A 23,848-nucleotide genomic window follows, 5' to 3' on the forward strand; every position below is an offset into this window, starting at 1 on the left:
CGGGTGGGTGGGGCTTCTCGCGCAGTTCCCCGCGCCCCTGAAAAGCGGGGGCTGCGCCCCGTGCTTTTCAGGCCCGCAGGGCCGTGGTCTTTCAGGCCCGCTGGGCCGTGGTCTTTCAGGCCCGCAGGGCCTGGGCTTTTAGGGGCGCGGGGAACTGCGCGAGCAACCCCCACTCACCCGCACCCGCCCACGCACCGCACCGCCCCCAACCCCCCTCACCGCCGACTCACCACCACCCGATGGTTCCCCCCGACATCCACCCCCGCCACAGCGATCTCCACCCCCACCCGCGCGTCCTTGAACGTCTCGCCGACGGCGAGCGGCGCGTCGGACAGCTCCGCGTGGACGTTGGGGCTGCGCGTACACCCCCCGCTGTCCCGCCGCGCATCGTGGACCTTGATCGGCCCGTTCCCGGTGTCGACGGCCGCGTCGACCCGGTAGACGAGCACCCCCGGCCGGCACACCACCGCGTCGTTACCCGCCCGCGTCCGCAACTCCGCGACGTACGCCGTACGGGAACTGAGCGGCACGACGATCAGCTTCGCCCCGCCCTCGGAGGCGAGCGGCGTCAGCAGATACTCCGCCGAACCGACGTGCGCCACACACGCCACCTGCGTCTCGTCGAGCCACCCGAGCTTCCACTTGTGCCAGCCCAGCAGATCGTTGCCGACGCCCCAGTCCTCGCTCATGATGTCCCAGTGCCCCACCGCGCCCCCGCCCTCGTGGGTGTAGAGGTCGGGAAGGCCGAAGACATGGCCGTTCTCGTGGGGGAGGACCCGGTACCCGGTCTCCCCGTACGAGCCCGAGCCGTCGTCCTGGCGGCTGTAGACGAAGGACGCGTTGGAGACCGGCACACCGTCCGCGACCGGCGCCTCCCGGTTGCCCGCGAACGTCACCGACAGGACGGTGTCGAGGGCGGAGGGCCCCGCGTTCGGCGTGACGAGGACGTTGACGAGGTCGTACGACCGGAAGTCCACGAGCGGATCGGCGGCCCGCACCATGTCCTGGACCAGCCGGCGGTAGCCGGGGTCGAAGGGGGCGCCGCGCTCTATGTCGTAGGAGCGGAAGGACCTCGGCATCCGCAGCCACTCGGTGAGCGGGGCCTCGGGGCGGTAGTCGATACGGCCGTACGAGCTCGTCCTGAACCATTTCTGGGTCTGCGGCGCGAACTCCGCGAAGCGGTCCATCGCGCTGCCCTCACCGGGGGCGTCGGAGAAGTCGATCATCAGGTTGAGGGCGCGGACCGTGCCGGTGGAGCGGGAGTAGCCGGGCGGGGTCGGGATGCCCTCGGACATCTGGGTGCCGAGCGGGCCGCGGATCATGCAGGGGCCGAGCGCCGAACCGCCGGCCACGGCGGTGGCCCCCGCGGCCGTCGCCTTGTCCTTCGCCATCAGGCGCCCCGCGCCGGCGGAGGTGCTGACCGCGAGCGTGAGGGCGGTGACGGACGCGAGCGCGACGAGCCGGCGCGGACGCATCCGGCGTGGACGGGGCCGGCCCGGACGTATCCGCCGCGGGCGTATCCGGCGCGGAGGTATCCCGCTTCTGCGGAACGGCTGCTGCATGCCCGCGCCCTTCGCTCCACGGCAGCCGTCCGGTGACAAGGCTGCGCCCTCTCGATCACCCTGGGTCGACCGGTGCGCGGGCGCGCGCTGGAAGGGCCGAACGTGGGGTGCGCCTCGGCGGCCGTCACCCTCACCCCTCACCCTCAGCCGCTATGTGACCCAGGTCACGCGAAAAGTCTTCGGTGCGGGGAAATAACCGGGGATCGTTTCCCCGTTTAACCCTTCGTCCGAGCGAAACGGGGACTCCATCCCCGGATCGTCACCGGGCGCCCCCCACACCACTGGATCAGGCAGAGGAGTACGCCGTGGAGAGCAGCACCGCCACCGCCGTGCGTCGCAAGGTGCCTCGCCCTCGGGCGGACGCCCTGCGCAACCGGGAGCGGATCGTCACCGCCGCCCGGGAGATGTTCGTGGAGTTCGGCCCCGAGGTGCCGCTCGACGAGATCGCCCGCCGGGCCGGTGTCGGCAACGCCACGCTGTACCGCAACTTCCCGGACCGTGAGGCACTGGTCCGTGAGGTCGTCTGCTCGGTCATGGACCGCACGGCCCTCGCGGCCGAGACCGCGCTCACCGAGACCGGTGACGCGTTCGAGGCGCTCTCGCGCTTCGTGCACACCTCGGCCGACGAACGGGTCAGCGCGCTCTGCCCGATGATCCAGAGCTCGTTCGACAAGCACCACCCCGACCTCGAGGCGGCGCGCGAGCGCCTGGAGGAGCAGGTCGAAGGGATCATGCGGCGCGCCCGGGACGCCGGGCAGCTCCGCGCCGACGTGGGTGTCGGCGACCTGATGATCGCCGTCAGCCAGCTCAGCAGGCCGCCGGCCGGCACCCAGTGCGCGGGCGTCGACAGCTTCGTCCACCGCCACCTGCAACTGTTCCTGGACGGGCTGCGCGCCCCGGCCCCCTCCGAACTGCCCGGCGCACCCGTGACCGTGGAGGACCTGCGGAGGCCCTGCCCGTCCTGACCACCAGGCAAGACCTGAACTGACCCATCGATCTTCCGGCTGTCGACGACGACAGACCGCTACTTCTCGACGTCCTTCCCGACGTCCTTCCCGACGTCCTTCCCGACACCCTTTTCATCGCCCGATACCGATCTTTCCGTCACGAAGTCCCGAAGTGGGTACCCCCATGTCCAAAACAGTCGGCACAGCCAAGACAACCGAGACCGACGACGCGCACGCCAACCGCTGGAAAGCGCTCGTCTTCATCGCCCTCGCCCAGCTGATGGTCGTGCTCGACGCGACCATCGTGAACATCGCCCTCCCCTCCGCCCAGCAGGACCTGGGGATATCCGACGGCAACCGTCAGTGGGTCATCACCGCGTACGCCCTGGCCTTCGGCGGTCTGCTCCTCTTCGGCGGCCGGATCTCCGACATCTGGGGCCGCAAGCGCACCTTCGTCACCGGTCTGATCGGCTTCGCCGGCGCCTCCGCACTGGGCGGCGCGGCCACCGGTGAGGCGATGATGCTGGGCGCCCGCGCACTCCAGGGCGTCTTCGGCGCGCTGCTCGCGCCGGCCGCGCTCTCCCTCCTCGCGGTGATGTTCACCGACGCCAAGGAGCGCGCCAAGGCGTTCGGCATCTACGGTGCGATCGCCGGTGGCGGCGGCGCCGTGGGCCTGATCCTCGGCGGCTTCCTCACCGAGTACCTGGACTGGCGCTGGACGTTCTTCGTCAACATCCCGTTCGCGGTGATCGCCGCGGTCGGCGCGTACCTGGTCATCCGTGAACCGGAGGGCGGCCGCAACCGCTCCCCGCTCGACATCCCCGGCGTGGTCCTGTCCACCCTGGGTCTGGTCTCCCTGGTCTACGGCTTCACGCGGGCCGAGTCCGACGGGTGGGGCGACTCGATGACGATCACCCTGTTCGTCGCCTCGGCGGTGCTGCTCGCGGCCTTCGTGTTCGTCGAGTCCAAGGTGAAGGCCCCGCTGCTGCCCCTGCGCGTGCTCCTGGAGCGCAACCGCGGCGGTGTCTACCTCTCCCTCGGCCTCGCGATCATCGCGATGTTCGGCCTCTTCCTCTTCCTGACCTACTACCTGCAGATCGTGAAGGGGTACTCCCCGGTCAAGACGGGCTTCGCCTTCCTGCCCATGATCGCGGGCATGATCATCGGCTCGACCCAGATCGGCACCCGCCTGATGACCCGGGTCGCGCCGCGCCTGCTGATGGCCCCGGGCTTCCTGGTCGCCGGCCTCGGCATGCTCCTGCTGACCCAGATGGAGGTCGGCTCCTCGTACACCACCCTGCTCCTGCCGGCCCAGCTGCTGCTCGGCCTCGGTATGGGTACGGCGTTCATGCCGGCGATGTCCCTGGCGACCTACGGGGTCGAACCGCGTGACGCGGGCGTGGCCTCCGCCATGGTCAACACCTCCCAGCAGGTCGGCGGCGCCATCGGCACGGCCCTGCTGAACACGATCGCCGCCTCGGCCACCACGTCCTACATCGCGGACCACATCGGCTCGGCCACCTCGAAGCCGGCCGCCCAGCTGGTCCAGCTGGAAGGCATGGTCAACGGCTACACCAACGCCATCTGGTTCGCCGTGGCCATCCTCGTGGCCTCCGCCGCCATCGCCTTCACCCTCATCACGACGGGCAAGCCCGACATGACGGCGGCCTCGGCCGAGGGCGAGGACGCGACGAACGAGGTCAAGGTCCCGGTGATCGCCCACTGACCACGGCACCGGAACGCGACGGGCACCCATGACGGAGCGGGGTGGAGCAGGGGCCGGAGCCCCCGCTCCACCCCGCGCCCCGTCAGGGGCGCGGGGAACGGTGCGACCAGCCCCCGCTCACCGGCACGCCACTCACGCGCACGCCCTCACCCGCCCATGTCCACGCCCGGGAAGCCCCCTACCGCAGCCAAGGCAAGTCCGCACCCGCCTCCGTCGGCTGAAGTCCCTGCGCGACGATCTCCATGATCTCGCCGAGGGCTTTCTGCTGTTCCGGCGACAGCCGGTCGAACAGCGCCTGCCGCACCGCCGCCACATGCCCGGGCGCGCTCTTCGAGAGCATCTCGAACCCGCCGTCCGTGAGGACCGCGAGCTGCCCCCGCTTGTCCACGGGGCAGTTCTCGCGCCGTACCCACCCGTTCTTCTCCAGCCGGGCCACGGCGTGCGACAGGCGCGATCGCGTGATCTTCGTCTGCATCGCCAGCTCCGTCATCCGCAGCCGCCGCTGCGGCGCGTCGGACAGCACCACGAGCAGGTGGTAGTAGAGGTGCGGCATGCCCGCGTCGCGCTGCAACTGACGGTCGAGATGGTCTTCGAGCAGTGTCTTGGCGTGCACGTAGGCGAGCCAGGTGCGCTGCTCCTCGTCGGTGAGCCAGCGGGGTTCTTCGTCGGCGGATGCGGTCTTCATGCCCCCACTGTACGAGGCTCCTCCTTGAAATTTGAACTATAGAGATGTAAGGTGAAACAACAAATATTGAGACTTCAACTACTGGGGAGTTGGGAGAGGTCTCAAGCGCCCGCAGCGCCGGGCGCGACCAAGGAGACAAGAAGCGACCGCCGGGCCCACCGAGGCGTGTGTGTCGTGTGCGTCGCGCATGTGTTGAGGGAGTCACCCCTATGTCCGCCGCCACCGCCGAGCGCATGCCCGCCCTGTACCTGAGCCACGGGGCCCCGCCGCTCGCCGACGACCCGATCTGGCCCGGCGAACTCGCCGCCTGGGCCGCGACCCTGCCCCGTCCCAAGGCGGTCCTCATGGTCTCCGCCCACTGGGAGGAGGCCCCCCTCGCCCTCGGCGCGGTCGACACCGTCCCCCTGGTCTACGACTTCTGGGGCTTCCCCGAGCACTACTACAAGGTCCAGTACGGCGCCCCGGGCGCCCCCGAGCTGGCGGCCTCGGTCCGCAAGCTGCTCCAGGCCCCCGGCACCCCCGTCCAGGACATCCCGGACCGGGGCCTCGACCACGGCGCGTACGTCCCCCTCGTCGAGATGTACCCCGACGCCGACATACCGGTCCTGCAGATCTCCATGCCGACCCTGGACCCGTTGAAGCTGATGGACGTCGGCCGCAAGCTCGCCCCCCTCCGCGACGAGGGCGTGCTGATCATCGGCTCCGGCTTCTTCACCCACAACCTCGCCGCCCTGAGGCAGCCCGGTGTGCCCACCTGGTCCACCGAGTTCGACGACTGGGGCCACCGCGCCCTGGAGTCCCGCGACTGGGACGCCCTCCTCGACTTCCTCCACAAGTCCCCGGCCGGACAGCTGGCCCACCCCCGCACCGAGCACTTCGCCCCCCTCTTCGTCACGATGGGCGCCGCCGAGGCCGCCGGTGAACTCGACGCCCAGAAGTCGGTGATCGACGGCTTCTGGCTGGGCCTGGCGAAGCGCTCGGTGCAGTTCGGCTGACCCCACAGGCGTAAGCACGGGCCGGGTCGCTTACCTGACAGGTCATCGACCCGGGCCCGTACCCCTGCCAGGCTCGAAGGCGTCGATCGTCGGAACCGACCGGAGGACGCCCGTGCCCGCCTACGCCATCGCCCATCTGAAGGACGCCGCCCCGCACCCGGAGATCGCCGAGTACATCGAACGCATCCCCGCCACCTTCGAGCCGTACGGCGGCCGCTTCCTCGTGCACGTCACCCCGCACGAGGTGAAGGAGGGGAACTGGCCCGGAGCCGTCGTGGTGATCGGCTTCCCCGGTATCGCGGAGGCGCGCGCCTGGTGGGACTCACCCGCCTACCAGGAGATCGCCCCGCTGCGCGCACGCCACATCGAGGGCGACATCATCCTGGTCGACGGGGTACCCGAGGGCTATGACCCACGCACCACCGCGAAGACCATGAGGGAGGCCCTGGCCGCCGAGCAGTGACGCCCGAGCGAGCCCGGGGATCCCGGCGGCCTCACAGTCCCCTCTCGTACCAGGCCACGTCCCAGTACCGCCCGAACTTCCGCCCGACCTCGCGATAGGTGCCGACATGCTGGAACCCGAAGCGTTCGTGCAGCCGGGTCGACGGCAGGTTCGGCTGGGTGATGCCGGCGTAGGCGCGGTGGACGTCCTCGTCGGCGAGCGCCTCGAACAGCGCCTTGTACAGCAGCGTGCCCACGCCCCGGCCGCCCGCGTCCGGGGCGAGGTACACCGACACCTCCACCGAGGTGTCGTACGCCGCTTTCGGGCGAAACGCGCTGCTCGTGGCGTATCCCAGAATCCGCTGTGAACCCGTCTCGACGGCAACCATCAGGCGATGCCGTCCGTCTTCAAGGTGGGAGAGCAGCCAAGGGCGGCGCTCTTCCGGAGTGAAGACAGCGGTATCGAATGTGATGGACGTCTCACGGACGTAGTGGTTGTAGAGGTCGGTGAGGGCTGCGAGGTCGGTCTCGACTCCTGGTCTGACCTGCACCTCTATGGGCTCCGCTGACATCACGCCTCCTCCTGCGGCGGCACAGGGTACTGCAAGATCAGAAAAATAGTGGGACGGGTTGGGAATTCTGTCCTGATTCCAGTCGTTGTTTCCTTCGGAAGCAGGGCACTCGGGAGAGTGTCCGAGCGGCCGCATCACGACCCACGTAGGACCAGATACGACCCTGCCAGCCCACCATCGCAAGGGAGCACGCATGGCAACCCGTGCCGTCGCCGCTCGTCGTTCGTCCGCCTCCGGCCGAACCGACGCGGCTCGCAGCGTTCGCGCCTCTGGCGGCGAGATCGCCGACCGCGACCTGGTCGGCATGTACCTCGACGAGATCGCGCGCACACCGCTGCTCGACGCCGCCAAGGAAGTCGAGCTGTCCCAGATCATCGAGGCGGGTGTGTTCGCGCAGCAGATCCTCGACGGCGAGGAGGAGGCCAGGGCGGACGCCACCCGCGAGGAGCTCGAAGCCCTCGTCGCCGACAGCGAGCGGGCCAAGGACATCTTCATCCGATCGAACCTGCGCCTCGTCGTGGCCGTCGCCCGGCGTTACCCGCGCAGTGGCCTGCCCCTGCTCGACCTGATCCAGGAGGGGAACGCCGGCCTGGTCCGAGCGGTGGAGAAGTTCGACTACCGCAAGGGCTTCAAGTTCTCGACGTACGCCACCTGGTGGATCCGTCAGGCCATCACCCGTTCGATAGCGGACCAGTCGCGCACCATCCGCCTCCCCGTCCACCTCGTCGAGGAGCTGGGCCGGATCCGCCGTGTGCAGCGCGAGTTCAACCGCGAGCACGGGCGCGACCCGGAGCCCGCCGAGATCGCCGCCGAGCTCGGCTCCAACGCGGACCGCGTCAGCGACGTCCTCGACTGGGCCCGCGACCCGGTCTCGCTGAACATGTCGGTGGACGACGACGGCGACACCCAGTTCGGCGACCTGCTGGAGGACACCTCCGCGGTCTCGCCCGAGCAGTCCGTGATGACGCTGCTGCGCAGCGAGGAGCTGGACGGTCTCATCGGGCGCCTCGACCAGCGCACCGCATCCATCATCAAGATGCGGTACGGCATCGAGGACGGCCGCGAGCGCACGCTCACCGAGGTCGGCAAGGAGCACGGTCTCACCCGCGAGCGGATCCGCCAGATCGAGAAGCACGCCCTGCTCGAACTGAAGAAGCTCGCCCGCGACACCGGCTTCGACGCCGCCGCCTGATCCTGGCGGCCGGAGCACCGCCCGGGCCCGACCACCGACCGGGGCCCCGTAACGGCCCGCCCCCCTGGGGCCGCACGGGGCCCGGCCCGGTCCAGTTCACCGTCGTCGCGGCGGTTCACTCCACCGCCGTACGCGGCCCACGCCTTGGCCGTACGTCGCGCCTCACGGGCTGGACGCCGGCCATCCCTCGCCGTCCGCCGGCCATCCCTGGCCCTCCGCCGGTCAAACCTTGACCGTGCGTCAGCCACCCCCTCGGTCGGACTTTGTCGCCGATTGGCCGTAGGACGCCGCTACTTGGCCGTACTACGCCGCTTCAACTCCCCGTTCCCGGGGCACAAGACTTCCGGGCCCACGACTTCACCGGCCCGGAGCCTCAGGCCCGGGACCCGGAGTTCGACCGCCACGACCGCAGTCTTCCGAAGCCGAGTCCCGACGCTCTCCCCCCAGCGCCGGGACTCTCCCAGAGCCGGGCTTCGGCGCCTCACCCCCCCCTGGCGCCGAAGCCCGGCTCGATGTCCGCCCCCGGCCGCCACCCCGGCTGCCGCCACGAACGCCGACGGGCCACCCCGGACCTGAACCCCGGGGTGACCCGAACGGCAGATTGTGCCACAGAGTCCCCCTTGGCCGGGGGCGCGGCGATGGCCGTCCCCGCACGTCAGAGGCGTCGTCACCGGTGGCTCACCCGTCGGCGGCCCCCGCCGCCCGCGTCAGTCGCGCCCCCAACTCCCTTATGTAGCCCACCAGTTCCGGCGGCTGATGCACCGTGAAATCGCAGTCGACCACCGCGAGCCGGACCGCCAGCCACTCCACGGAGTCACCGACGGAGGCCCGCAACCGGCAGCTGTGCTCGTCGACGGGCTCGGGCGTACCGACCCAGCGGGGCAGCCGGGCCGCGATGAACTCGGCCGGCGCGGCGAAGGTGACGTCGAACTCGTACGTCTCCTGCCGCCGGTACATCGACTGCTTCAGATACTCCTCCGCACTCCCCGTCGGCAGCTCGCGCGGCGCGAACCGGGCGCCCGTGGCGAAGGGTTCCTCGACCCGGTCCACCCGGAAGGTCCGCCAGTCGGCGCGGTCGAGGTCGTACGCGACGAGATACCAGCGGCGCCCGGTCGAGACGAGCCGGTACGGCTCGCAGTGGCGGCGCGAGTCCGTGCCGTCGCCGGAGCGATAGGCGAACCGCAACCGCTCGGTCCCCGCCACCGCCGAAGCCATCACGGTCAGCGTCTCGGGTGTGACCGTCGCCCCGTCACCGCTGGTCAGGGGAGTGGTGGCGGCCTGCAGGGTGGAGACCCGGTGACGCAGCCGCGACGGCAGCACCTGCTCCAGCTTGGCCAGCGCCCGTACGGACGCCTCGTCCACCCCCTCCACCGCGTGCCCGGCCCCGGCCCGCAGCCCCACGGCGATCGCCACGGCCTCCTCGTCGTCCAGTACGAGCGGGGGCATGGCCTTCCCCGCGACCAGGCGATAGCCGCCGTCGGCCCCCATCGTCGCCTGCACCGGGTAGCCGAGCTCCCGCAGTCGGTCGATGTCCCGCCGCACGGTCCGCCGCGAGACGCCGAGCCGTTCGGAGAGTTCACCCCCGGGCCACTCGCGGGGTGTCTGGAGGAGGGAGAGGAGCTGGAGGAGCCGCGCCGGAGTGTCCGTAGTCATGTTTCCGAGCATGCCGGAGAACTAGGACGCGATCCGACCTACTCGCCCCCTACTTTCCATGCATGACCTCGACAACGAGCGCCCTGAAGGGGCGCGGGGAACTGCGCGACCAGCCCGAAACAACCGTCAGTGACCCGACCCCAGCCACCGCAGCCACCGAAACGGCGCTCCCGGCACCCCCCGGCCCCGACGGAGCCGATCGCCGACGCTGGACAGCCCTCGCCATCGTCATGACGGCCGCCTTCATGGACCTCGTCGACGTCACCATCGTCAACATCGCGATCCCCTCCATCCAGCGGGGCGAAGGGGCCACGTTCAGCCAGATCCAGTGGATCACCGCCGGTTACGCCCTCGCCTTCGCCGCCGGCCTCGTCACCGGCGGCCGGCTCGGCGACATCCACGGCCGGCGCCGGATCTTCCTCCTCGGCATCGGCGGCTTCACCCTCGCCTCCGCGCTGTGCGGTCTCGCCGCGAACCCGGAGATGCTGGTGGCGGCCAGGATCGCGCAGGGCGCGACCGCCGCGCTGATGGTGCCGCAGGTGCTGTCGATCGTGCACGCCACCTTCCCGGCCCACGAACGCGGCAAGGTCTTCGGGCTGTTCGGCGCGATCGTGGGCCTCGGCGCGGTCTCCGGCCCCCTGCTGGGCGCCCTGCTCATCGAGTGGAACCCGCTCGGCCTCGAATGGCGCGCGATCTTCCTGATCAACCTCCCGGTCGGCGTCGCGGGACTGATCCTGGGCCGCCGATTCATCACCGAGTCCAAGGCCCCGCACGCCCTGAGGCTGGACCTCGTCGGCGTAGCGCTCGTCACCGGCGGACTGCTGATGCTGCTGTACCCCCTCACCCGGGGCCATGAGACGGGCTGGCCGCTGTGGGGTCACGTCTCGATGGCGGGCTCGCTCGTCGTGTTCGCGGCGCTGGTGGCGTACGAGCGGCGCAAGGCGGCGCGCGACGGATCCCCGCTGATCGAACTGTCCCTGTTCCGGGTCAAGAGCTTCGCCGCCGGTATCGCCGTCCAGACCGTCTTCGGCATCGCCCTCGGCGTCTTCTTCCTCGTCTGGACCCTCTACCTCCAGACCGGCCTCGGCTGGAGCGTCCTGAAGGCCGGCCTCACCGGCATCCCGTTCTCCCTCGCCGTCTCGGTCGCCGCCGGGGTGTCGGTCCAGAAGCTCGTCCCGCGCTTCGGCCGCAAGGTCCTCCAGGCCGGCGCGCTGCTGATGGCGGCCGGTGTGCTCCTCTACCTGGCGGAGTCCGAACGGTACGGCCTCGCCATCACCCCCTGGCAGATGGCGCTCCCGCTGGTAGTGATGGGCGCGGGCATGGGGCTCATCGTCGCCCCGCTGACCGACGCGATCCTCTCCGGGGTGCCGCGTGAGCACGCCGGTTCCGCGTCCGGGCTGATCAGCACGGTCCAGCAGATGGGCAACGCCCTCGGGCTCGGTCTGGTCGCCGTGGTCTTCTTCGGCGTCATGGACGACCGGCTCGCCCCGGCCGACATCGGTCCCGCCTTCGTCGACGCCTTCGAGTACGCGCTCGGCTGGGTGGCCGCGGTCCTGCTCGCGATCTTCCTGCTGATGTTCGCCCTGCCGGCACGCCCCACGGCGGGCACGGACACCGCGGGCACGGACACCGCGGGCACGGAGACGGCAGCCGTGGCCGCCGACTGACGTCGCCGCCGACCGGTGAGAGTGGGCCCCGCGCCTTCCGTGGTGCGGGGCCCAGTCGTGTCCCGTCCCACGCCCGATCATGTCCGAGTCGGCCCGAGTGTTGCCCGAACCTGTTTACTTTTCGGACATCCGGGCGTAGCCTCCGAGCGAAACCACAGAATCGGGCATCGGTCGGAGGCGAACGGACATGTACGCACCGGAGCGGCAGCAGGAGATCCTCCGGCTCGCCCGTGACGGCGGCCGGGTGGACGTGGTGTCGCTGGCGGAGGAGTTCCAGGTCACGGCCGAGACGATCCGCCGCGACCTGAAGGCCCTCGATCGCGCCGGTCTCGTCCAGCGGGTGCACGGCGGCGCGATCCCCGCCGGCCGTCTGGACTTCGAGCCCGACCTCGCCGAACGCGAGAGCACCGCGGCCGACCAGAAGGACCGCATCGCCCAGGCGGCCCTCGCCGAACTCCCGAACGACGGCACGGTCGTCCTCGACGCCGGTACGACGATCGCGCGCCTCGCCGCCGCCATCCCGCTGGAGGCCACGCTCACCGCGGTCACGCACAGCCTGCCGATCGCCGCCCGCCTCGCCGACCACCCCGGCATCCAGCTCCACCTCGTCGGCGGCCGGGTCCGCCACCGCACCCGCGCCGCCGTCGACGCCTGGGCGCTGCGGGCCTACGGCGAGATCCGCGCCGACGTCCTCTTCATCGCCGCCAACGGCTTCTCCACCGACCACGGCCTGACCACCCCCGACCTCGCCGAGGCCGCCGTGAAGCGAGCGGCCGTGACCGCTGCCCGGCGCGTGGTGCTGCTCGCCGACTCCTCCAAGCACGGCCAGGAACACTTCGCCCGCTTCGGCGACCTGAGCGACGTTGACCTGCTGATCACCGACACCGGCCTGAGCCCCGAGGACGCGCTCGCCATCGAACGCAAGGGCACCGAAGTGCTACGCGTCCCCGGCACCGAGCCCCACGCCGGAACCAACGGCCGGAACGGCCACCGCTCATGATCCTCACCGTCACCCCCAACCCCTCCCTCGACCGCACCTACGAGGTCCCCTCCCTCGACCGCGGCGAGGTCATCCGGGCCACCGGCGAACGCATGGACCCCGGCGGCAAAGGCGTCAACGTCTCCCGGGCGGTCGCCGCCGCAGGGCGCCGGACCGTGGCCGTGCTGCCGCTCGGCGGCGCGCCGGGCGCCCTGGTCGCGGACCTGCTCGACGCCCAGGGCATCGAGGTCGCACGTGTGGCGGTGGCCGGGGCGACCCGCTCCAACATCGCCCTCGCCGAGGCCGACGGAGTCCTGACGAAGATCAACGCACCCGGCCCCGAACTCTCGGCCGCCGAGCGGGAACTCCTCCTCGAGACCGTCCGCGCCCAGTCCGCCGACGCCTCCTGGATCGCCTGCTGCGGCAGCCTCCCGCGCGGCCTCGCCCCCGCCTGGTACGCCGAACTCGTCGCCCGCGCCCACGCCGCCGGCGCCCGCATCGCCCTGGACACATCCGGCCCGGCGCTCCTCGCCGCGCTCCGCGAACGCCCCGACGTCGTCAAGCCCAACGCCGAGGAACTCGCCGAAGCCGTGGGCCGCCCCCTGACCACCGTCGGCGACGCCGTCAAGGCCGCCGAGGAACTCCGCGAGATGGGCGCCGCCGCGGTCCTGGCCAGCCTCGGCGCCGACGGGCAACTCCTCGTCAACGCCTCCGGCGCCTGGTTCGGCACCGCCCGCGTCGACACCGTCCGCAGCAACGTCGGCGCCGGCGACTCCTCCCTCGCCGGCTTCCTTATCGCCGGCGGCCACGGCCCCGAAGCCCTCGCCTCAGCCGTCGCCCACGGCGCGGCCGCCGTCCAACTCCCGGGCAGCGTCATGCCCACCCCCGCGGACCTGGACCCGGCAGCGGTGACGGTGACGCCGGAAGTCCCGACGGACCGGGCACTGAGGGAGCCGGTGTCATGAGGACCGGCAGCGAGCGACCGCGAACGAACCTTCGTTTTGCGTTATCCGTCGTCTCACCTCTTCCCCTTGCCGTTCCCCTTCCTCAGTCGGCCCCCGTGGCCCACGCCCCCCACACATCCGTCCCCACCCCCGCCCACCACAGCCCCCGGGCGATACGCGTGCGAAGGAGCCCGCGATGAGCGAGATGATCACCGCGGACCTGGTCGACCTCGACCTGTCCGCCGATACGAAGGAAGCGGCGGCGCGTGCCCTCGCCGAGCGCATGGTGGCGAAGGGCCGGGTCACCGACCTGGACGGCTTCCTGGCCGACGTGGCCGCACGTGAGGCGCAGATGCCCACCGGCCTCGACGGCGGCATCGGCATCCCGCACTGCCGCAGCGAGCATGTCACCGAGCCGACCCTCGCCTTCGGCCGCAGCGCGGCCGGCGTCGACTTCGGCGCACACGACGGCCCCGCCGACCTGATCTTCCTGATCGCCGCCCCGGCGGGCGCGGACGACGCGCACCTGACGATCCTCTCCTCCCTCGCCCGCCAGCTGATGAACACCGAGTTCACGGACGCGCTGCGCGCCGTGGACGACGCGGCCCGCGCCGCCGCCCTCATCCGGGGCGACGACGCGACCGAGGGCACCCAAGACTCCGCGGCGGCGTCGGGCGGAACGGCCTCCCCCGACGCCGCCGCGGTCAGCACGACCCCGACCTCGACCCCGGCGACCTCGCCCACGCCCGCCCCGACCTCGGCGGCGCCCGAAGCGGCGGCCCCCGCAGAGGCCCGCCCCTTCCGTATCGTCGCCGTCACCTCCTGCCCCACCGGCATCGCGCACACCTACATGGCCGCCGAATCGCTGGAGAACGCGGGCCGGGACGCCGGTGACGTCGAGATCGTCGTCGAGACCCAGGGTTCGGCCGGCTTCACCCGCCTCGACCCGGCCGTCATCGCCGCCGCCGACGGCGTGATCTTCGCCCACGACGTCCCCGTACGGGAGAAGGACCGGTTCGCCGGGAAGCCCACCGTCGACGTCGGGGTGAAGGCGGGCATCAACCGCCCCGCCGCACTGATCTCCGAGGTCCGCGGCAAGGCGGAACGCGGCGAGACCACGGCCGCCGCCCGCCCCGGCACCCCCGTCGACCGCGCGGGCGACTCCGGCGACGGCTACGGCACCAAGCTGCGCAAGTGGCTGATGTCCGGCGTGAGCTACATGGTCCCGTTCGTCGCCGCGGGCGGCCTGCTCATCGCCCTCGGCTTCGCGATCGGCGGCTGGGAGATCAACAGCGCCAAGCCGGTCACCGAGCACTTCGACTGGCTGCAGGTCGACAGCTGGGCGGCCCTGCTGTCCCAGATCGGCGCCGTCGCCTTCGGCTTCCTGATCCCCGTCCTCGCCGGTTACATCGCGTACGGCATGGCGGACCGGCCCGGCCTCGTCCCCGGCTTCGTCGGCGGCATGATCGCCGCCAACATCAACGCCGGTTTCCTCGGCGGTCTGGTCGCCGGTCTGATCGCCGGCGGAGTCGTCATGGGCATCCAGCGGATCAAGATCCCGCCGGTGCTGCGCGGCATCATGCCGGTCGTCGTGATCCCGCTGATCTCGTCGATGATCGTCGGCTTCCTGATGCTGGTGGTGATCGGCAAGCCCATCGCCGAGGCCCAGAAGGGCATGACGGACTGGCTGAGCGGCCTCTCCGGCAGCAACGCGATCCTCCTCGGCGTCCTCCTCGGCCTGATGATGTGCTTCGACCTCGGCGGCCCCGTCAACAAGGTCGCCTACGCCTTCGCCACCGCCGGTATCGCCGTGCAGGACCCCAGCGACTCCGCGATGAAGATCATGGCGGCGGTCATGGCGGCCGGTATGGTCCCGCCGCTGGGCATGGCCCTCGCCACCACGATCCGCAAGAAGCTGTTCACCACCGCCGAGCGCGAGAACGGCAAGGCGGCCTGGGTGCTCGGCGCCTCGTTCATCTCCGAGGGCGCGATCCCGTTCGCCGCCGCCGACCCGCTGCGCGTGATCCCCGCCTCCATGGCGGGCGGCGCGGTCACCGGCGCGCTGGCCATGGCCTTCGGCTCGACCCTGCGCGCCCCGCACGGCGGCATCTGGGTCACCCCGCTGATCGGCAAGCCGTTCCTCTACCTGCTCGCCATCGCGATCGGTACGGCGGTCACGGCCGGCCTGGTCATCGTCCTGAAGGGCATGCGCAAGACCCAGCCGGGCGCGGCCCCGCAGTCCGCCCCCGCCGCCACGGCGGAGACGAAGGAGCCGGTCGCGGCCTGAACCCGGGACCGTACGACGGCCGTGGCCCCCTCCCGCGTGAGGGGGCCACGGCCGTCCGCGTTTCCGCCCCGTGCGCCCCTTTGGGCGCCTTTACAACCCGTGTGACGTGTAAGCCGTACCTGCGAGATACGTCACGGTCCGGGCTCAAAGTCCCATCCCGTGGTGTCTACTGGACGGCATGCCTGAGCACGTGTCGATACTCCAGCTGTTGGGCGGGGCCGCCCTCGCCCTCGCGGCGGTCATCTGGGTCGCCGTGCTCGTACGGGTGCTGCGCCGCGACCAAGAGGCCCATCGCGGCCGCTTCGCCGAGCTGGCCCCCCGACGCGGCCGGCGGCTGCGCGGCCTGCCCCATCAGCGCCGCAAGGGCCCCCATGTGGAACACGTGGAGCTGACCCCGGCGGAGCAGGACGCCTTCGCGTTCCTGGCCCGCCAGTTCAGCGACGACCGCCTGGCCTGAGCGCACCGCTCCCAGGAGGCCCGCCCGGTCGGCTAACCGAGGGTCCCCGCGCGTCGTTCCATCGCGTCCCGTGCCGCGTCCTCCGACACGTACACCTCGCACATGTGTCGACCGTCCGGGGTGGCCGTGTGCTCGACCTCCCAGAGGGAGATCTCCTGCCCGTCGGTGAGCAGGAAAGCGTGCTCGTAGAGCGAGAAGCTGAGGCCCGGCCGACCCCGGCGCGCGGGACGGTGCGGGCGGCCGAAGGCCTGGGTGATCTCGTGCGCGAACGCCGTCCGCAGCAGCAGCGTGGCCAACTCGTCCCCCGGAGGGTCCGGGTTCTCCGCACGCCGCAGCAGCCGACGGGCGTGATCCGCCGAGTCGTCCGGCACGTACTCGTGGCGCGGCTCGGGGAACGCCGCCAGCTCCACCGTGACGGGCAGCTCGAAGTCGGGGGCGTCCGGCGGCAGCGGCAGCCGCGCGGTGGCGGCCCGCAGCTCCTCGTCGTCCGTGTAGACCTCGTGCTGGGTGTCGCTGCCGGGGACCGTGTTGTGCACCAGCTCCCACAGGGTGACCGCCGAGCCGTCGGCCAGCAGCCAGGTGTGCCGGTACGTCGCCCGGTGCAGCCCCGAACTGTAGTGCGCGGAGTGCAGCGAGCTGTCGTGCGCGAGGGCGCAGTCGAGCTGCCGTATCGTCTCGTCGGGCAGCTCGAAGGAGTTCAGGGCGCGGCCGAGGAGTCGCGCGAGGTGCTCCTCAGGAGACTCGGGCGACTCGGGTGGCTCGTACGCTGCCGTCTCGTACGGAACGCTCAAGGTTTCTCCCGGCGTTGCTGCATGTCACCTTGTGGGTGCATACCGTAGCCCCTCGGTCGGACATCATGTCCGGGAACCGAGAAAACGTACGCTCCTAAAACGCCGGAGCCGCGCGGTCGGTTCCCGCGCGGCTCGACGAACTACCGGAACGGCGTGGTCAGATGGCGTCGCCCGCCGTCCACTCGCTCCACGACATGTTCCAGCCGTTGAGGCCGTTGTCCGGCGCGACCGTCTTGTCGGGGGAGTTCTTCACGGTCACCACGTCACCGATCAGCGAGTTGTCGAAGAACCACTTGCCGTTCGTGTCGCTGTTCGCGCCCTGGGCGTCCGCGAGACCGACGCAGCCGTGGCTGGTGCCCTGCCGGCCGAAGGGCGGGTTGCCCCTGCTGTACCAGTAGTTGCCGTGGACGAAGGTGCCCGACGTCGTCAGCCGCATCGCGTTCGGCACGTCCGCGATGTCGTACTCACCGCCGAAGCCCACCGTCGACCCGTTCATCCGCGTCTGCCGGAACTTCTCCGAGATCACCATCTGACCGTTGTACGTCGGGGTCGAGGCGCTGCCTGCCGAGATCGGCACGGTCTTGATCGTCTTTCCGTCCCGCACGACCGTCATGGTCTGCGTGTTCACGTCGACCGTGGACACCTGCGACCGGCCGACGGTGAAGGTGACGGTCTTGTCCTGCACCCCGTAGAGGCCGTTCGCGCCCTCCACGCCGTCCAGGTCGATCTTCATCGTGACCTTGGACCCGGCCTTCCAGTACTCCTCGGGCCGGAAGTCGAGCCGCTGCTCCCCGAACCAGTGCCCCACCACCTCCTGCCCACTGCTCGACGTCACCGTGATGTGCGACTGCACGGCCTTGCGGTCCGTGATCGCCTTGTCGAAGGTGAACGACACCGGCATCCCCACCCCGACCGTGGTGCCGTTGTCCGGTGTGTAGGTGCCGATGAAGCTGTTGGCCGTCGACACGGTCGTGAAGATGGAGTTGGCGGCCGACGTCTTGCCCTCGGCGTTCTTCGCCGTCGCCGAGATCCGGTACTTCGTGCCCCGCTCCAACTGCTCCTTCGGCTTCCAGGACCGCCCGTCCGCGGCTATCTCGCCAGCCACGGCCTTGCCGCCCTCCGCGACGGTCATCTCCACCTCGGTCAGCTTGCCGCCGCTGACCTTCACCCCGGTCGAGTTGATGGACGCACCCGTCGAACCGTCCTTCGCCGAGATCGCGATCCGCGCCGCCGTGTCCTCGGCCGAAGTCCCCTTGCCACCGCTCTTGTTGTCGGCCTGGGCGTCCCCGCCGCAGCCGGTGAGGGTCAGCGCACCGACCACCAGCACGGCACAGGTCCCCAGTGCCCGCCGTACAGCAATCTTCGGCCTTGTCACGATCTGCTCCAGCTTCTTCGCTTCTAGGCGATCCACGTCATCCGCTCCGGTACGTGGACATAGAGCGAACGGCGGCCGAGCGGGTTCCTCCACCCCTCGCCTCAGCACAATCACGTGACAGAACCGGGACAATCGCTCCCTGAGCCTCGCCCGCAGCCAACGGACGACGCAGGGCACCGCATGTGAGCGATACCGGCGACATCGACGCCTACCTCGGCCTGGACATCGCGAGGGCAAGGGCGAACACCACGACCGCGCTCACGCGGGCGGCGTGATCGTCGGAGCACAGCCGGACGCCGACTGCTCATCACCCTGATCCGCCCGAAGGCACCCCGCACGGCCGGACGACTGATCGACGACATCTTTCGCCGCGCTGGACGAGCAGACCGCCGTCGTCCCCGGCACGGACGCCGCCGCACTGGCCGGCCCTCACCCCCTGACCCAAGTCATAAAGCACCCCCGCCCCTCAACCCCTCCCGTACAACTCCCCGTACGAAGGCCACGCTCCGCCCGGGCCGGCCACCGGCTCGGCCGCTCGTACCGCCCGTACGATCGCGCGGGTCACCAAGTCCGCTCCCGCCGCGAGGAGTTCGTTCAGGGCGAGGGGGCCGGACTCGGGTGGTAGCGGTCGTGCGCCCGTCGCCAGGGTGAACACGGTGTCCCCGTCGTTGAGCAGATGCACGGGGCGTACGGCGCGGGCGATGCCGTCGTGGGCCGTGCCGGCCAGCTTCTGGGCCTGGGCGCGGGTCAGATCGGCGTCGGTGGCGACCACCGCCAGCGTGGTGTTCATCGGGGGAGGGACGCTCTGCGCGGCGACCTCGGCGATCCGCCGACGCGCTCTCTCGTGCACCTCCGGCGCCGGATACGTCACCCGACCCTGGAACAACTCGCCGTACAGCACCCCCGTCTCCGGGTCCGTCACCGATCCCGCCGCGTTGGCCACCACCAGCGCGGACACCGTGATCCCCGAGTCCAGCACGGTGCTCGCGGTACCGACGCCGCCCTTGAGCAGCCCGACCGTCGCCCCCGTCCCGGCACCCACGCACCCCTCCGCCACCGGGGAGCCGAGCCCGCTCGCGGCCGCCGCCTCCACCGCGGCCCGGCCGACGGCGGCATCCGGTCTGGCCCTGAAGTCGCCGCCCCGGCCCAGGTCGAAGACACAGGCCGCCGGAACGACCGGCACCACGTGCGCCGGGTCCAGGCCGACCCGCACCCCCCGCCCGCGCTCCTCCAGCCAGGCCATCACACCCGACGCGGAGTCCAACCCGTAGGCACTGCCCCCGGTCAGCACGACCGCCTCGACCTTCTGCACCAGGTTGCGTGGATCGAGCGCGTCCGTCTCCTTGGTGCCGGGCCCGCCGCCGCGCACGTCCACGGCCGCGACCGCACCGCCCTCCGGAGCCAGCACGACCGTCGTACCGGTCAGCCAGCCCCCGCCGATCCGCGTGGCATGCCCGACCCGCAGCCCGGGCACATCGGTCAACGCGTCAACTGCCATGGGCACCCCGGGAGTTGTCCGACTGCGTCTGTTGCCCCGCTGCTTGGGCGTGCGGGGTGCCGGGGCCACGAGCCGTGAGCGTCACGCCGATCGCGACCGTCACGGCGGCCACGGCACCCGCCGCCGGCACCGCCCAGTGCCCGAGGAACGTGCACGACACCACGGCCAGCGCGGCGAGCGGCAGTACGGTCTGCTGTGCCGTGCCCACCTTGTAGTGCCGGGCGTGCAGCGCCCACACCGAGATCAGGTACAGCGCCGTCGGCAGCGTCACCGCCGAGGACGCGGCCAGAGTGGAGATGTGCGCCTTGTGCACGGTCTCCTCCACCGCGACCTCCAGGCCGGCGCCGATCGCGGCGGCCGACGCGAAGATCAGGTAGTGGCCGTACCCCCACAGGAAGCTCTCCCTGCTGGAGCGCAGATGACCGTGGATCGGAACGCTGAAGTAGATCCACCACGCCGAGAAGACGATCAGCAGTCCGCCCACCGCGATGGGCAGCAGTTCCCCCAACGCGTCGTGCTCGTCCGCCGCCGACTTCACCGCGACCGTGGCCGCGAGGATCGTCTCACCGAGCACGATGATGGTGAACAGGCCGTACCGCTCGGCGATGTGGTGCGGATGCCAGGACGTCTGGAAGCCCTTCTCCGCGTACAGCGGGACGGACAGCTCGGCGATCGCCATCACCAGGAACAGCCACGGTCTGGCAGGCTCCGGCAGGACCAGCAGCCCCAGCCAGCCGATCTGGCACAGCGCCACACCCTTCGCGTACCGCAGGGCCGTGACCCGTTCCGCGTCCGTTGCGGTCCGCGCGGCCCGTAGCCACTGCGCGGTCATCGCCAGCCGCATGATCACATAGCCGAGCACGACCAGCAGCCAGTCGTGGTCCTCGAAGGCCCGGCCGACCCCGGCGGCGAGCACCAGCACACCCGCTATCTGGACAAGGGTCACCAGCCGGTAGGGCACGTCGTCGTTGTCGTACGCCGAGGCGAACCAGGTGAAGTTCATCCAGGCCCACCAGATCGCGAAGAAGACCATCGCGTAGTTCAGGATGCCCTCGGCGGCGTGCGCCTCCGCGACCGAGTGGACCAGCTGGACGCCCGCCTGGGCGACGGCCACGACGAAGCACAGGTCGAAGAAGAGCTCCAGCGGCGAGGCGACCCGGTGCTCCTCCCCGCGGCCCCGGGCGACCAGCCTGCGCACCGGCGCCCTTCCGGCACCGGCGGAGGGGACGGGAGCCGAGGGAGGCTGGGGCGTGGAACTGGGCGTCATGGGGCCAAGCACACCAGAAAACCCGGTGGAATTCTCGCTCAGGTGTTCACCAGTGCGGGGGCGGACCGAGGGTGTGCGCGGACGGGCCCGGGGCGGGTGCGAAGAGGCCGGGGGAGGGGCCGGCGTCGGAGGCCGTCCGGGTGCGGGGCCGTACTCTAAAGGCATGAGTACCGCTCCCGCCCCCGGTTCCGAACCGCGTGACCCCAAGGCCGCGCTGGTCTTCGACGACCCGCTCAGCCGGCCCTCGTCCGACGACACGGACCACGGATGGGGCGAGCGGTCCGGCGACGGCGACGGCGGCGACAGCGCGGCCGACCTGAGGCGCTTCCTCGACGAGAAGCCGCCCCACCACATCTGACACCGCCGGCCGAAGGCCGTGGGACGTCGGCCTCGCCCGCCGCGGTTCCCGTGCTTCGCTACGTGCGGTCGTGGCCCGAGCCGCGCTGGGCCACCAGGGCGTCGCGGATCTCCTTCAGGACCTCCAGCTCGCTCACCTCGATGACCTCGTGCGTGCCCTCCTTCGCCTTGCGGCGGGCCTCCACGCGGGCCAGGTACTTGGCCATGGGGAGCACCATCAGGAAGTAGACGACGGCCGCGGTGATGAGGAACGTGAGCGTCGCGTTCAGCACCGTGCCCCAGAGGATCGCGACGCCGTCGGTGACCGTCCCGTCCGCCGCCACTGTGCAGGGGTCCTTCAGGCACCACCGGTACTGGTCGAGGTTCTTCGTGCCGAACGCCCCCACCAGCGGGCTGATGACCCCCTTCACCACCGAGTTGACGATGTTGGTGAAGGCCGCGCCGATGACCACGGCGACGGCCAGGTCGACGACGTTCCCCCGCGTCAGGAAGGCCTTGAAGCCCTCCCAGACGCTCGTCTCCTTGTTCTCGCTCACCACGAGACCTCTCTGCGCTGGTTGTGGAACAAACGACTCCGCAACCTACGTCAGGCCCGGGCCCGGGTGTCCAACTGGGTCCCTCCCTCGTGGGACTTGACCGGTCGGGCCAGGCGGTGGAACGCGCGGTCACCACAGTGTCACCGCCAGCCGGGACGTGGCGCCCGCCCCGGCCAGCCGGGCCGCCGTGCGGCGGGGCACGGTCAGGACGACCAGGGCTCCGCTCTCGGCCGTGTCGGCGGTGGGCACCTCGGAGACACGGGCACCCCGGGCGACGACCCTCGCGGCACCGCCCGTCGCGGACTCCTCGGCCGCGATCACGTCGACCCGGTCGCCCGGGCGCAGCAGCCGTACCGTCGCGCCGTCGGCGATGCGCACCGGGGCGGTCACCGTCCCCACGGTGGTGGGGCGTTCGGGGACCGGGTCGGCCACGGGGTGGCCCCTGACCCGTTCCGCCTCCCTCGGTCCCGCCCCCGTCACCAGCAGGGCGGCGGCGGTCACCGCCAGACCCGCGGCCATGGCCCGCCGCCGGCAGCGGGCGAGACGGCGGAGCCGATGCGCTCCGCCGCGCACCCGTAGCGGGGCGAAGTGCGGGACCTCACAGGTGGGAGGGGCGTCGGAACCGGGTGGGCCGGCGGCCCAGGAGGGGCGACGGGCGGAGGAGGAGGACGAGGACGCGGACGTGGGCGAGGGAAGGGACATGGGGTCACCACCTGCTGTGTGAGATCGGCTTGCGGTCCCACGATGAGGCTTCGCGGCGACACCCGCTGAGGCCTGTGGACCACCCACCGGTTGTGGAAAACCTCGCCACCCGAACGAGGAGTTCCGCCCCTGCCGGCCGCGGCCCCCGACCCCGGCCCTCACCCCGTCACGGCAGCGTGAACCCGGGATCCATCCCGCCCAGCGCCTTCGTGCACAGGCAGTCGCGGTCGTCGTTCGACGGCAGGGCGGCGACCGCCTCGAAGAGGACGCCCCGGAGACGGTCGATGTTGGCGGCGAAGACCTGGAGGACTTCCTCGTGCGAGACCCCCTCGCCGGTCTCGGCGCCGGCGTCGAGGTCGGTCACGAGGGTCAGGGATGTGTAGCAGAGCTCCAGTTCGCGGGCGAGGGCGGCCTCGGGGTGGCCGGTCATGCCGACCACGGACCAGCCCTGGGCCTGGTGCCACAGGGACTCGGCGCGGGTGGAGAAGCGGGGGCCCTCGACCACGACGAGGGTGCCGCCGTCCACCGGCTCCCAGTCACGCCGGCGCGCCGCTCCGAGGGCGGCCTCGCGGCCGACGGGGCAGTAGGGGTCGGCGAGCGAGACGTGGACGACGTTCGGGACGGCGCCGCCGGGCAGGGGGAGGCCGTCGAAGTAGGTCTGGGCGCGGGACTTCGTACGGTCCACGAGCTGGTCCGGGACGAGCAGCGTCCCCGGTCCGTACTCGGGCCGCAGACCGCCCACCGCGCACGGGCCGAGCACCTGGCGCGCCCCGACGGAGCGCAGTGCCCACAGGTTGGCGCGGTAGTTGATGCGGTGCGGCGGCAGATGGTGGGCGCGGCCGTGGCGCGGGAGGAAGGCGACACGGCGCCCGGCGATCTCGCCGAGGAAGAGGGAGTCGCTGGGCGGCCCGTAGGGGGTGTCGACCTGTATCTCGGTCACGTCGTCGAGGAAGGAGTAGAACCCCGATCCGCCGATGACGCCGATCTCCGCGTGCTCCGTGTTCGCCATGCCCGCACCCTAACCGGGCCCCGAGACACCGAGGACCCCGCCGGTCGTCGTACGACGACCGGCGGGGTCCTGGACGAGAAACACGCACGCGACGGCAGTACCCACGGCGAAAAGCCGGTGCCACTCGCCGAGGCCGCCCAGCGGCGTAAGCGCTACGCAGCGACCGTGGCACGCGGCGACTGTGCCACACGCGGCATCCGTGCCAC

The 23,848-nt window shown here is 71.3% G+C and carries 22 protein-coding genes and 1 pseudogene; 12 read left to right on the plus strand and 11 right to left on the minus strand.

Annotated features, from left to right (window positions below; translation table 11 throughout):
• Nucleotides 1–215: 215 nt before the first annotated feature.
• Complete coding sequence (locus PUR53_RS10930) at nt 216–1,562, minus strand: M6 family metalloprotease domain-containing protein (RefSeq protein WP_329900513.1); 1,347 nt, start codon at nt 1,560–1,562, stop codon at nt 216–218.
• Between the two features lie 305 nt (nt 1,563–1,867).
• On the opposite strand from PUR53_RS10930, the gene PUR53_RS10935 reads away from it, so the two are divergent.
• Both PUR53_RS10935 and PUR53_RS10940 read left to right on the plus strand, forming a co-directional pair.
• Nucleotides 1,868–2,527 (plus strand): TetR/AcrR family transcriptional regulator, encoded by a 660-nt coding sequence (locus PUR53_RS10935; protein ID WP_329908163.1) that lies wholly within the window; start codon nt 1,868–1,870, stop codon nt 2,525–2,527.
• Nucleotides 2,528–2,693: 166 nt separating this feature from the next.
• Nucleotides 2,694–4,235 carry an MFS transporter gene (locus PUR53_RS10940; protein WP_329900515.1) on the plus strand — a complete coding sequence of 514 codons (1,542 nt, stop codon included), beginning with the start codon at nt 2,694–2,696 and terminating at the stop codon, nt 4,233–4,235.
• Nucleotides 4,236–4,413: 178 nt separating this feature from the next.
• Here PUR53_RS10940 and PUR53_RS10945 read toward each other — a convergent pair whose 3' ends face one another.
• Complete coding sequence (locus PUR53_RS10945; RefSeq protein ID WP_329900516.1) at nt 4,414–4,920, minus strand: MarR family winged helix-turn-helix transcriptional regulator; 507 nt, start codon at nt 4,918–4,920, stop codon at nt 4,414–4,416.
• Nucleotides 4,921–5,129: 209 nt separating this feature from the next.
• On the opposite strand from PUR53_RS10945, the gene PUR53_RS10950 reads away from it, so the two are divergent.
• The gene (locus PUR53_RS10950; RefSeq protein ID WP_329900517.1) at nt 5,130–5,915 is read left to right on the plus strand and encodes a dioxygenase family protein; all 786 of its coding nucleotides are present in this window, start codon (nt 5,130–5,132) and stop codon (nt 5,913–5,915) included.
• A 112-nt stretch (nt 5,916–6,027) separates the two neighbouring features.
• Nucleotides 6,028–6,378: a DUF1330 domain-containing protein gene (locus tag PUR53_RS10955; RefSeq protein ID WP_329900518.1), complete on the plus strand. Its 351-nt coding sequence runs from the start codon at nt 6,028–6,030 to the stop codon at nt 6,376–6,378.
• Between the two features lie 31 nt (nt 6,379–6,409).
• On the opposite strand, the gene PUR53_RS10960 is transcribed toward PUR53_RS10955, so the two are convergent.
• On the minus strand, nt 6,410–6,928 hold the full coding sequence (locus PUR53_RS10960) for a GNAT family N-acetyltransferase (RefSeq protein WP_329908164.1): 519 nt from the start codon (nt 6,926–6,928) through the stop codon (nt 6,410–6,412).
• 193 nt (nt 6,929–7,121) lie between these two features.
• Between PUR53_RS10960 and PUR53_RS10965 the strand changes: the two genes are divergently transcribed.
• Nucleotides 7,122–8,120, plus strand: coding sequence for a sigma-70 family RNA polymerase sigma factor (locus tag PUR53_RS10965; RefSeq protein ID WP_329900520.1), 999 nt, complete (start codon nt 7,122–7,124; stop codon nt 8,118–8,120).
• 678 nt (nt 8,121–8,798) lie between these two features.
• Here the strand turns inward: PUR53_RS10965 and PUR53_RS10970 are convergent.
• Complete coding sequence (locus tag PUR53_RS10970; RefSeq protein WP_329900521.1) at nt 8,799–9,773, minus strand: helix-turn-helix transcriptional regulator; 975 nt, start codon at nt 9,771–9,773, stop codon at nt 8,799–8,801.
• A 62-nt stretch (nt 9,774–9,835) separates the two neighbouring features.
• Here PUR53_RS10970 and PUR53_RS10975 point away from each other — a divergent pair, with 62 nt between their 5' ends.
• The 5 genes from PUR53_RS10975 (at nt 9,836) to PUR53_RS10995 (ending at nt 16,107) form a co-directional block, all read left to right on the plus strand.
• Nucleotides 9,836–11,440 carry an MFS transporter gene (locus tag PUR53_RS10975; RefSeq protein WP_329908165.1) on the plus strand — a complete coding sequence of 535 codons (1,605 nt, stop codon included), beginning with the start codon at nt 9,836–9,838 and terminating at the stop codon, nt 11,438–11,440.
• 187 nt (nt 11,441–11,627) lie between these two features.
• The gene (locus tag PUR53_RS10980) at nt 11,628–12,440 is read left to right on the plus strand and encodes a DeoR/GlpR family DNA-binding transcription regulator (protein ID WP_329900523.1); all 813 of its coding nucleotides are present in this window, start codon (nt 11,628–11,630) and stop codon (nt 12,438–12,440) included.
• Nucleotides 12,437–13,384, plus strand: a complete 948-nt coding sequence (pfkB, locus tag PUR53_RS10985) for a 1-phosphofructokinase (protein ID WP_329900524.1) — start codon at nt 12,437–12,439, stop codon at nt 13,382–13,384. Before PUR53_RS10980 ends, pfkB begins: the two co-directional genes overlap by 4 nt.
• A 175-nt stretch (nt 13,385–13,559) precedes the next feature.
• Nucleotides 13,560–15,650, plus strand: a complete 2,091-nt coding sequence (locus PUR53_RS10990) for a PTS fructose transporter subunit IIABC (RefSeq protein WP_329908166.1) — start codon at nt 13,560–13,562, stop codon at nt 15,648–15,650.
• A gap of 178 nt (nt 15,651–15,828) precedes the next feature.
• On the plus strand, nt 15,829–16,107 hold the full coding sequence (locus PUR53_RS10995; RefSeq protein WP_329900526.1) for a hypothetical protein: 279 nt from the start codon (nt 15,829–15,831) through the stop codon (nt 16,105–16,107).
• A gap of 32 nt (nt 16,108–16,139) precedes the next feature.
• Here the strand turns inward: PUR53_RS10995 and PUR53_RS11000 are convergent, their stop codons facing one another.
• Nucleotides 16,140–16,898, minus strand: coding sequence for a DUF6227 family protein (locus PUR53_RS11000; protein ID WP_045556191.1), 759 nt, complete (start codon nt 16,896–16,898; stop codon nt 16,140–16,142).
• Between the two features lie 157 nt (nt 16,899–17,055).
• Nucleotides 17,056–18,273 carry a L,D-transpeptidase gene (locus tag PUR53_RS11005; RefSeq protein WP_329900582.1) on the minus strand — a complete coding sequence of 406 codons (1,218 nt, stop codon included), beginning with the start codon at nt 18,271–18,273 and terminating at the stop codon, nt 17,056–17,058.
• Nucleotides 18,274–18,561: 288 nt separating this feature from the next.
• Between PUR53_RS11005 and PUR53_RS48130 the strand changes: the two are divergent.
• Nucleotides 18,562–18,706: pseudogene (locus PUR53_RS48130) on the plus strand (IS110 family transposase); the annotation flags it as partial.
• A gap of 33 nt (nt 18,707–18,739) precedes the next feature.
• Here the strand turns inward: PUR53_RS48130 and PUR53_RS11010 are convergent.
• Both PUR53_RS11010 and PUR53_RS11015 read right to left on the minus strand, forming a co-directional pair.
• Entirely contained in the window at nt 18,740–19,771 is a 1,032-nt protein-coding gene (locus PUR53_RS11010; RefSeq protein ID WP_329908202.1) for a P1 family peptidase, read from the minus strand.
• Entirely contained in the window at nt 19,761–21,038 is a 1,278-nt protein-coding gene (locus PUR53_RS11015) for a low temperature requirement protein A (protein ID WP_329908168.1), read from the minus strand. Before PUR53_RS11015 ends, PUR53_RS11010 begins: the two co-directional genes overlap by 11 nt.
• Nucleotides 21,039–21,201: 163 nt before the next feature.
• Here PUR53_RS11015 and PUR53_RS11020 point away from each other — a divergent pair, with 163 nt between their 5' ends.
• Nucleotides 21,202–21,396: a hypothetical protein gene (locus PUR53_RS11020; RefSeq protein ID WP_329900529.1), complete on the plus strand. Its 195-nt coding sequence runs from the start codon at nt 21,202–21,204 to the stop codon at nt 21,394–21,396.
• A gap of 58 nt (nt 21,397–21,454) precedes the next feature.
• Here the strand turns inward: PUR53_RS11020 and mscL are convergent, their stop codons facing one another.
• From mscL to PUR53_RS11035, 3 genes are all read right to left on the minus strand, one after another.
• Nucleotides 21,455–21,931 (minus strand): large conductance mechanosensitive channel protein MscL, encoded by a 477-nt coding sequence (mscL, locus tag PUR53_RS11025; protein WP_329908170.1) that lies wholly within the window; start codon nt 21,929–21,931, stop codon nt 21,455–21,457.
• Nucleotides 21,932–22,060: 129 nt separating this feature from the next.
• Nucleotides 22,061–22,633, minus strand: coding sequence for a hypothetical protein (locus PUR53_RS11030; RefSeq protein ID WP_329908172.1), 573 nt, complete (start codon nt 22,631–22,633; stop codon nt 22,061–22,063).
• Between the two features lie 166 nt (nt 22,634–22,799).
• The gene (locus tag PUR53_RS11035) at nt 22,800–23,642 is read right to left on the minus strand and encodes an S-methyl-5'-thioadenosine phosphorylase (RefSeq protein WP_329900532.1); all 843 of its coding nucleotides are present in this window, start codon (nt 23,640–23,642) and stop codon (nt 22,800–22,802) included.
• Nucleotides 23,643–23,848: the final 206 nt, after the last annotated feature.

Origin of the sequence: Streptomyces sp. SP18BB07, assembly GCF_036322545.1 — a bacterium.
In the GTDB taxonomy this organism is placed as follows: domain Bacteria; phylum Actinomycetota; class Actinomycetes; order Streptomycetales; family Streptomycetaceae; genus Streptomyces; species Streptomyces deccanensis.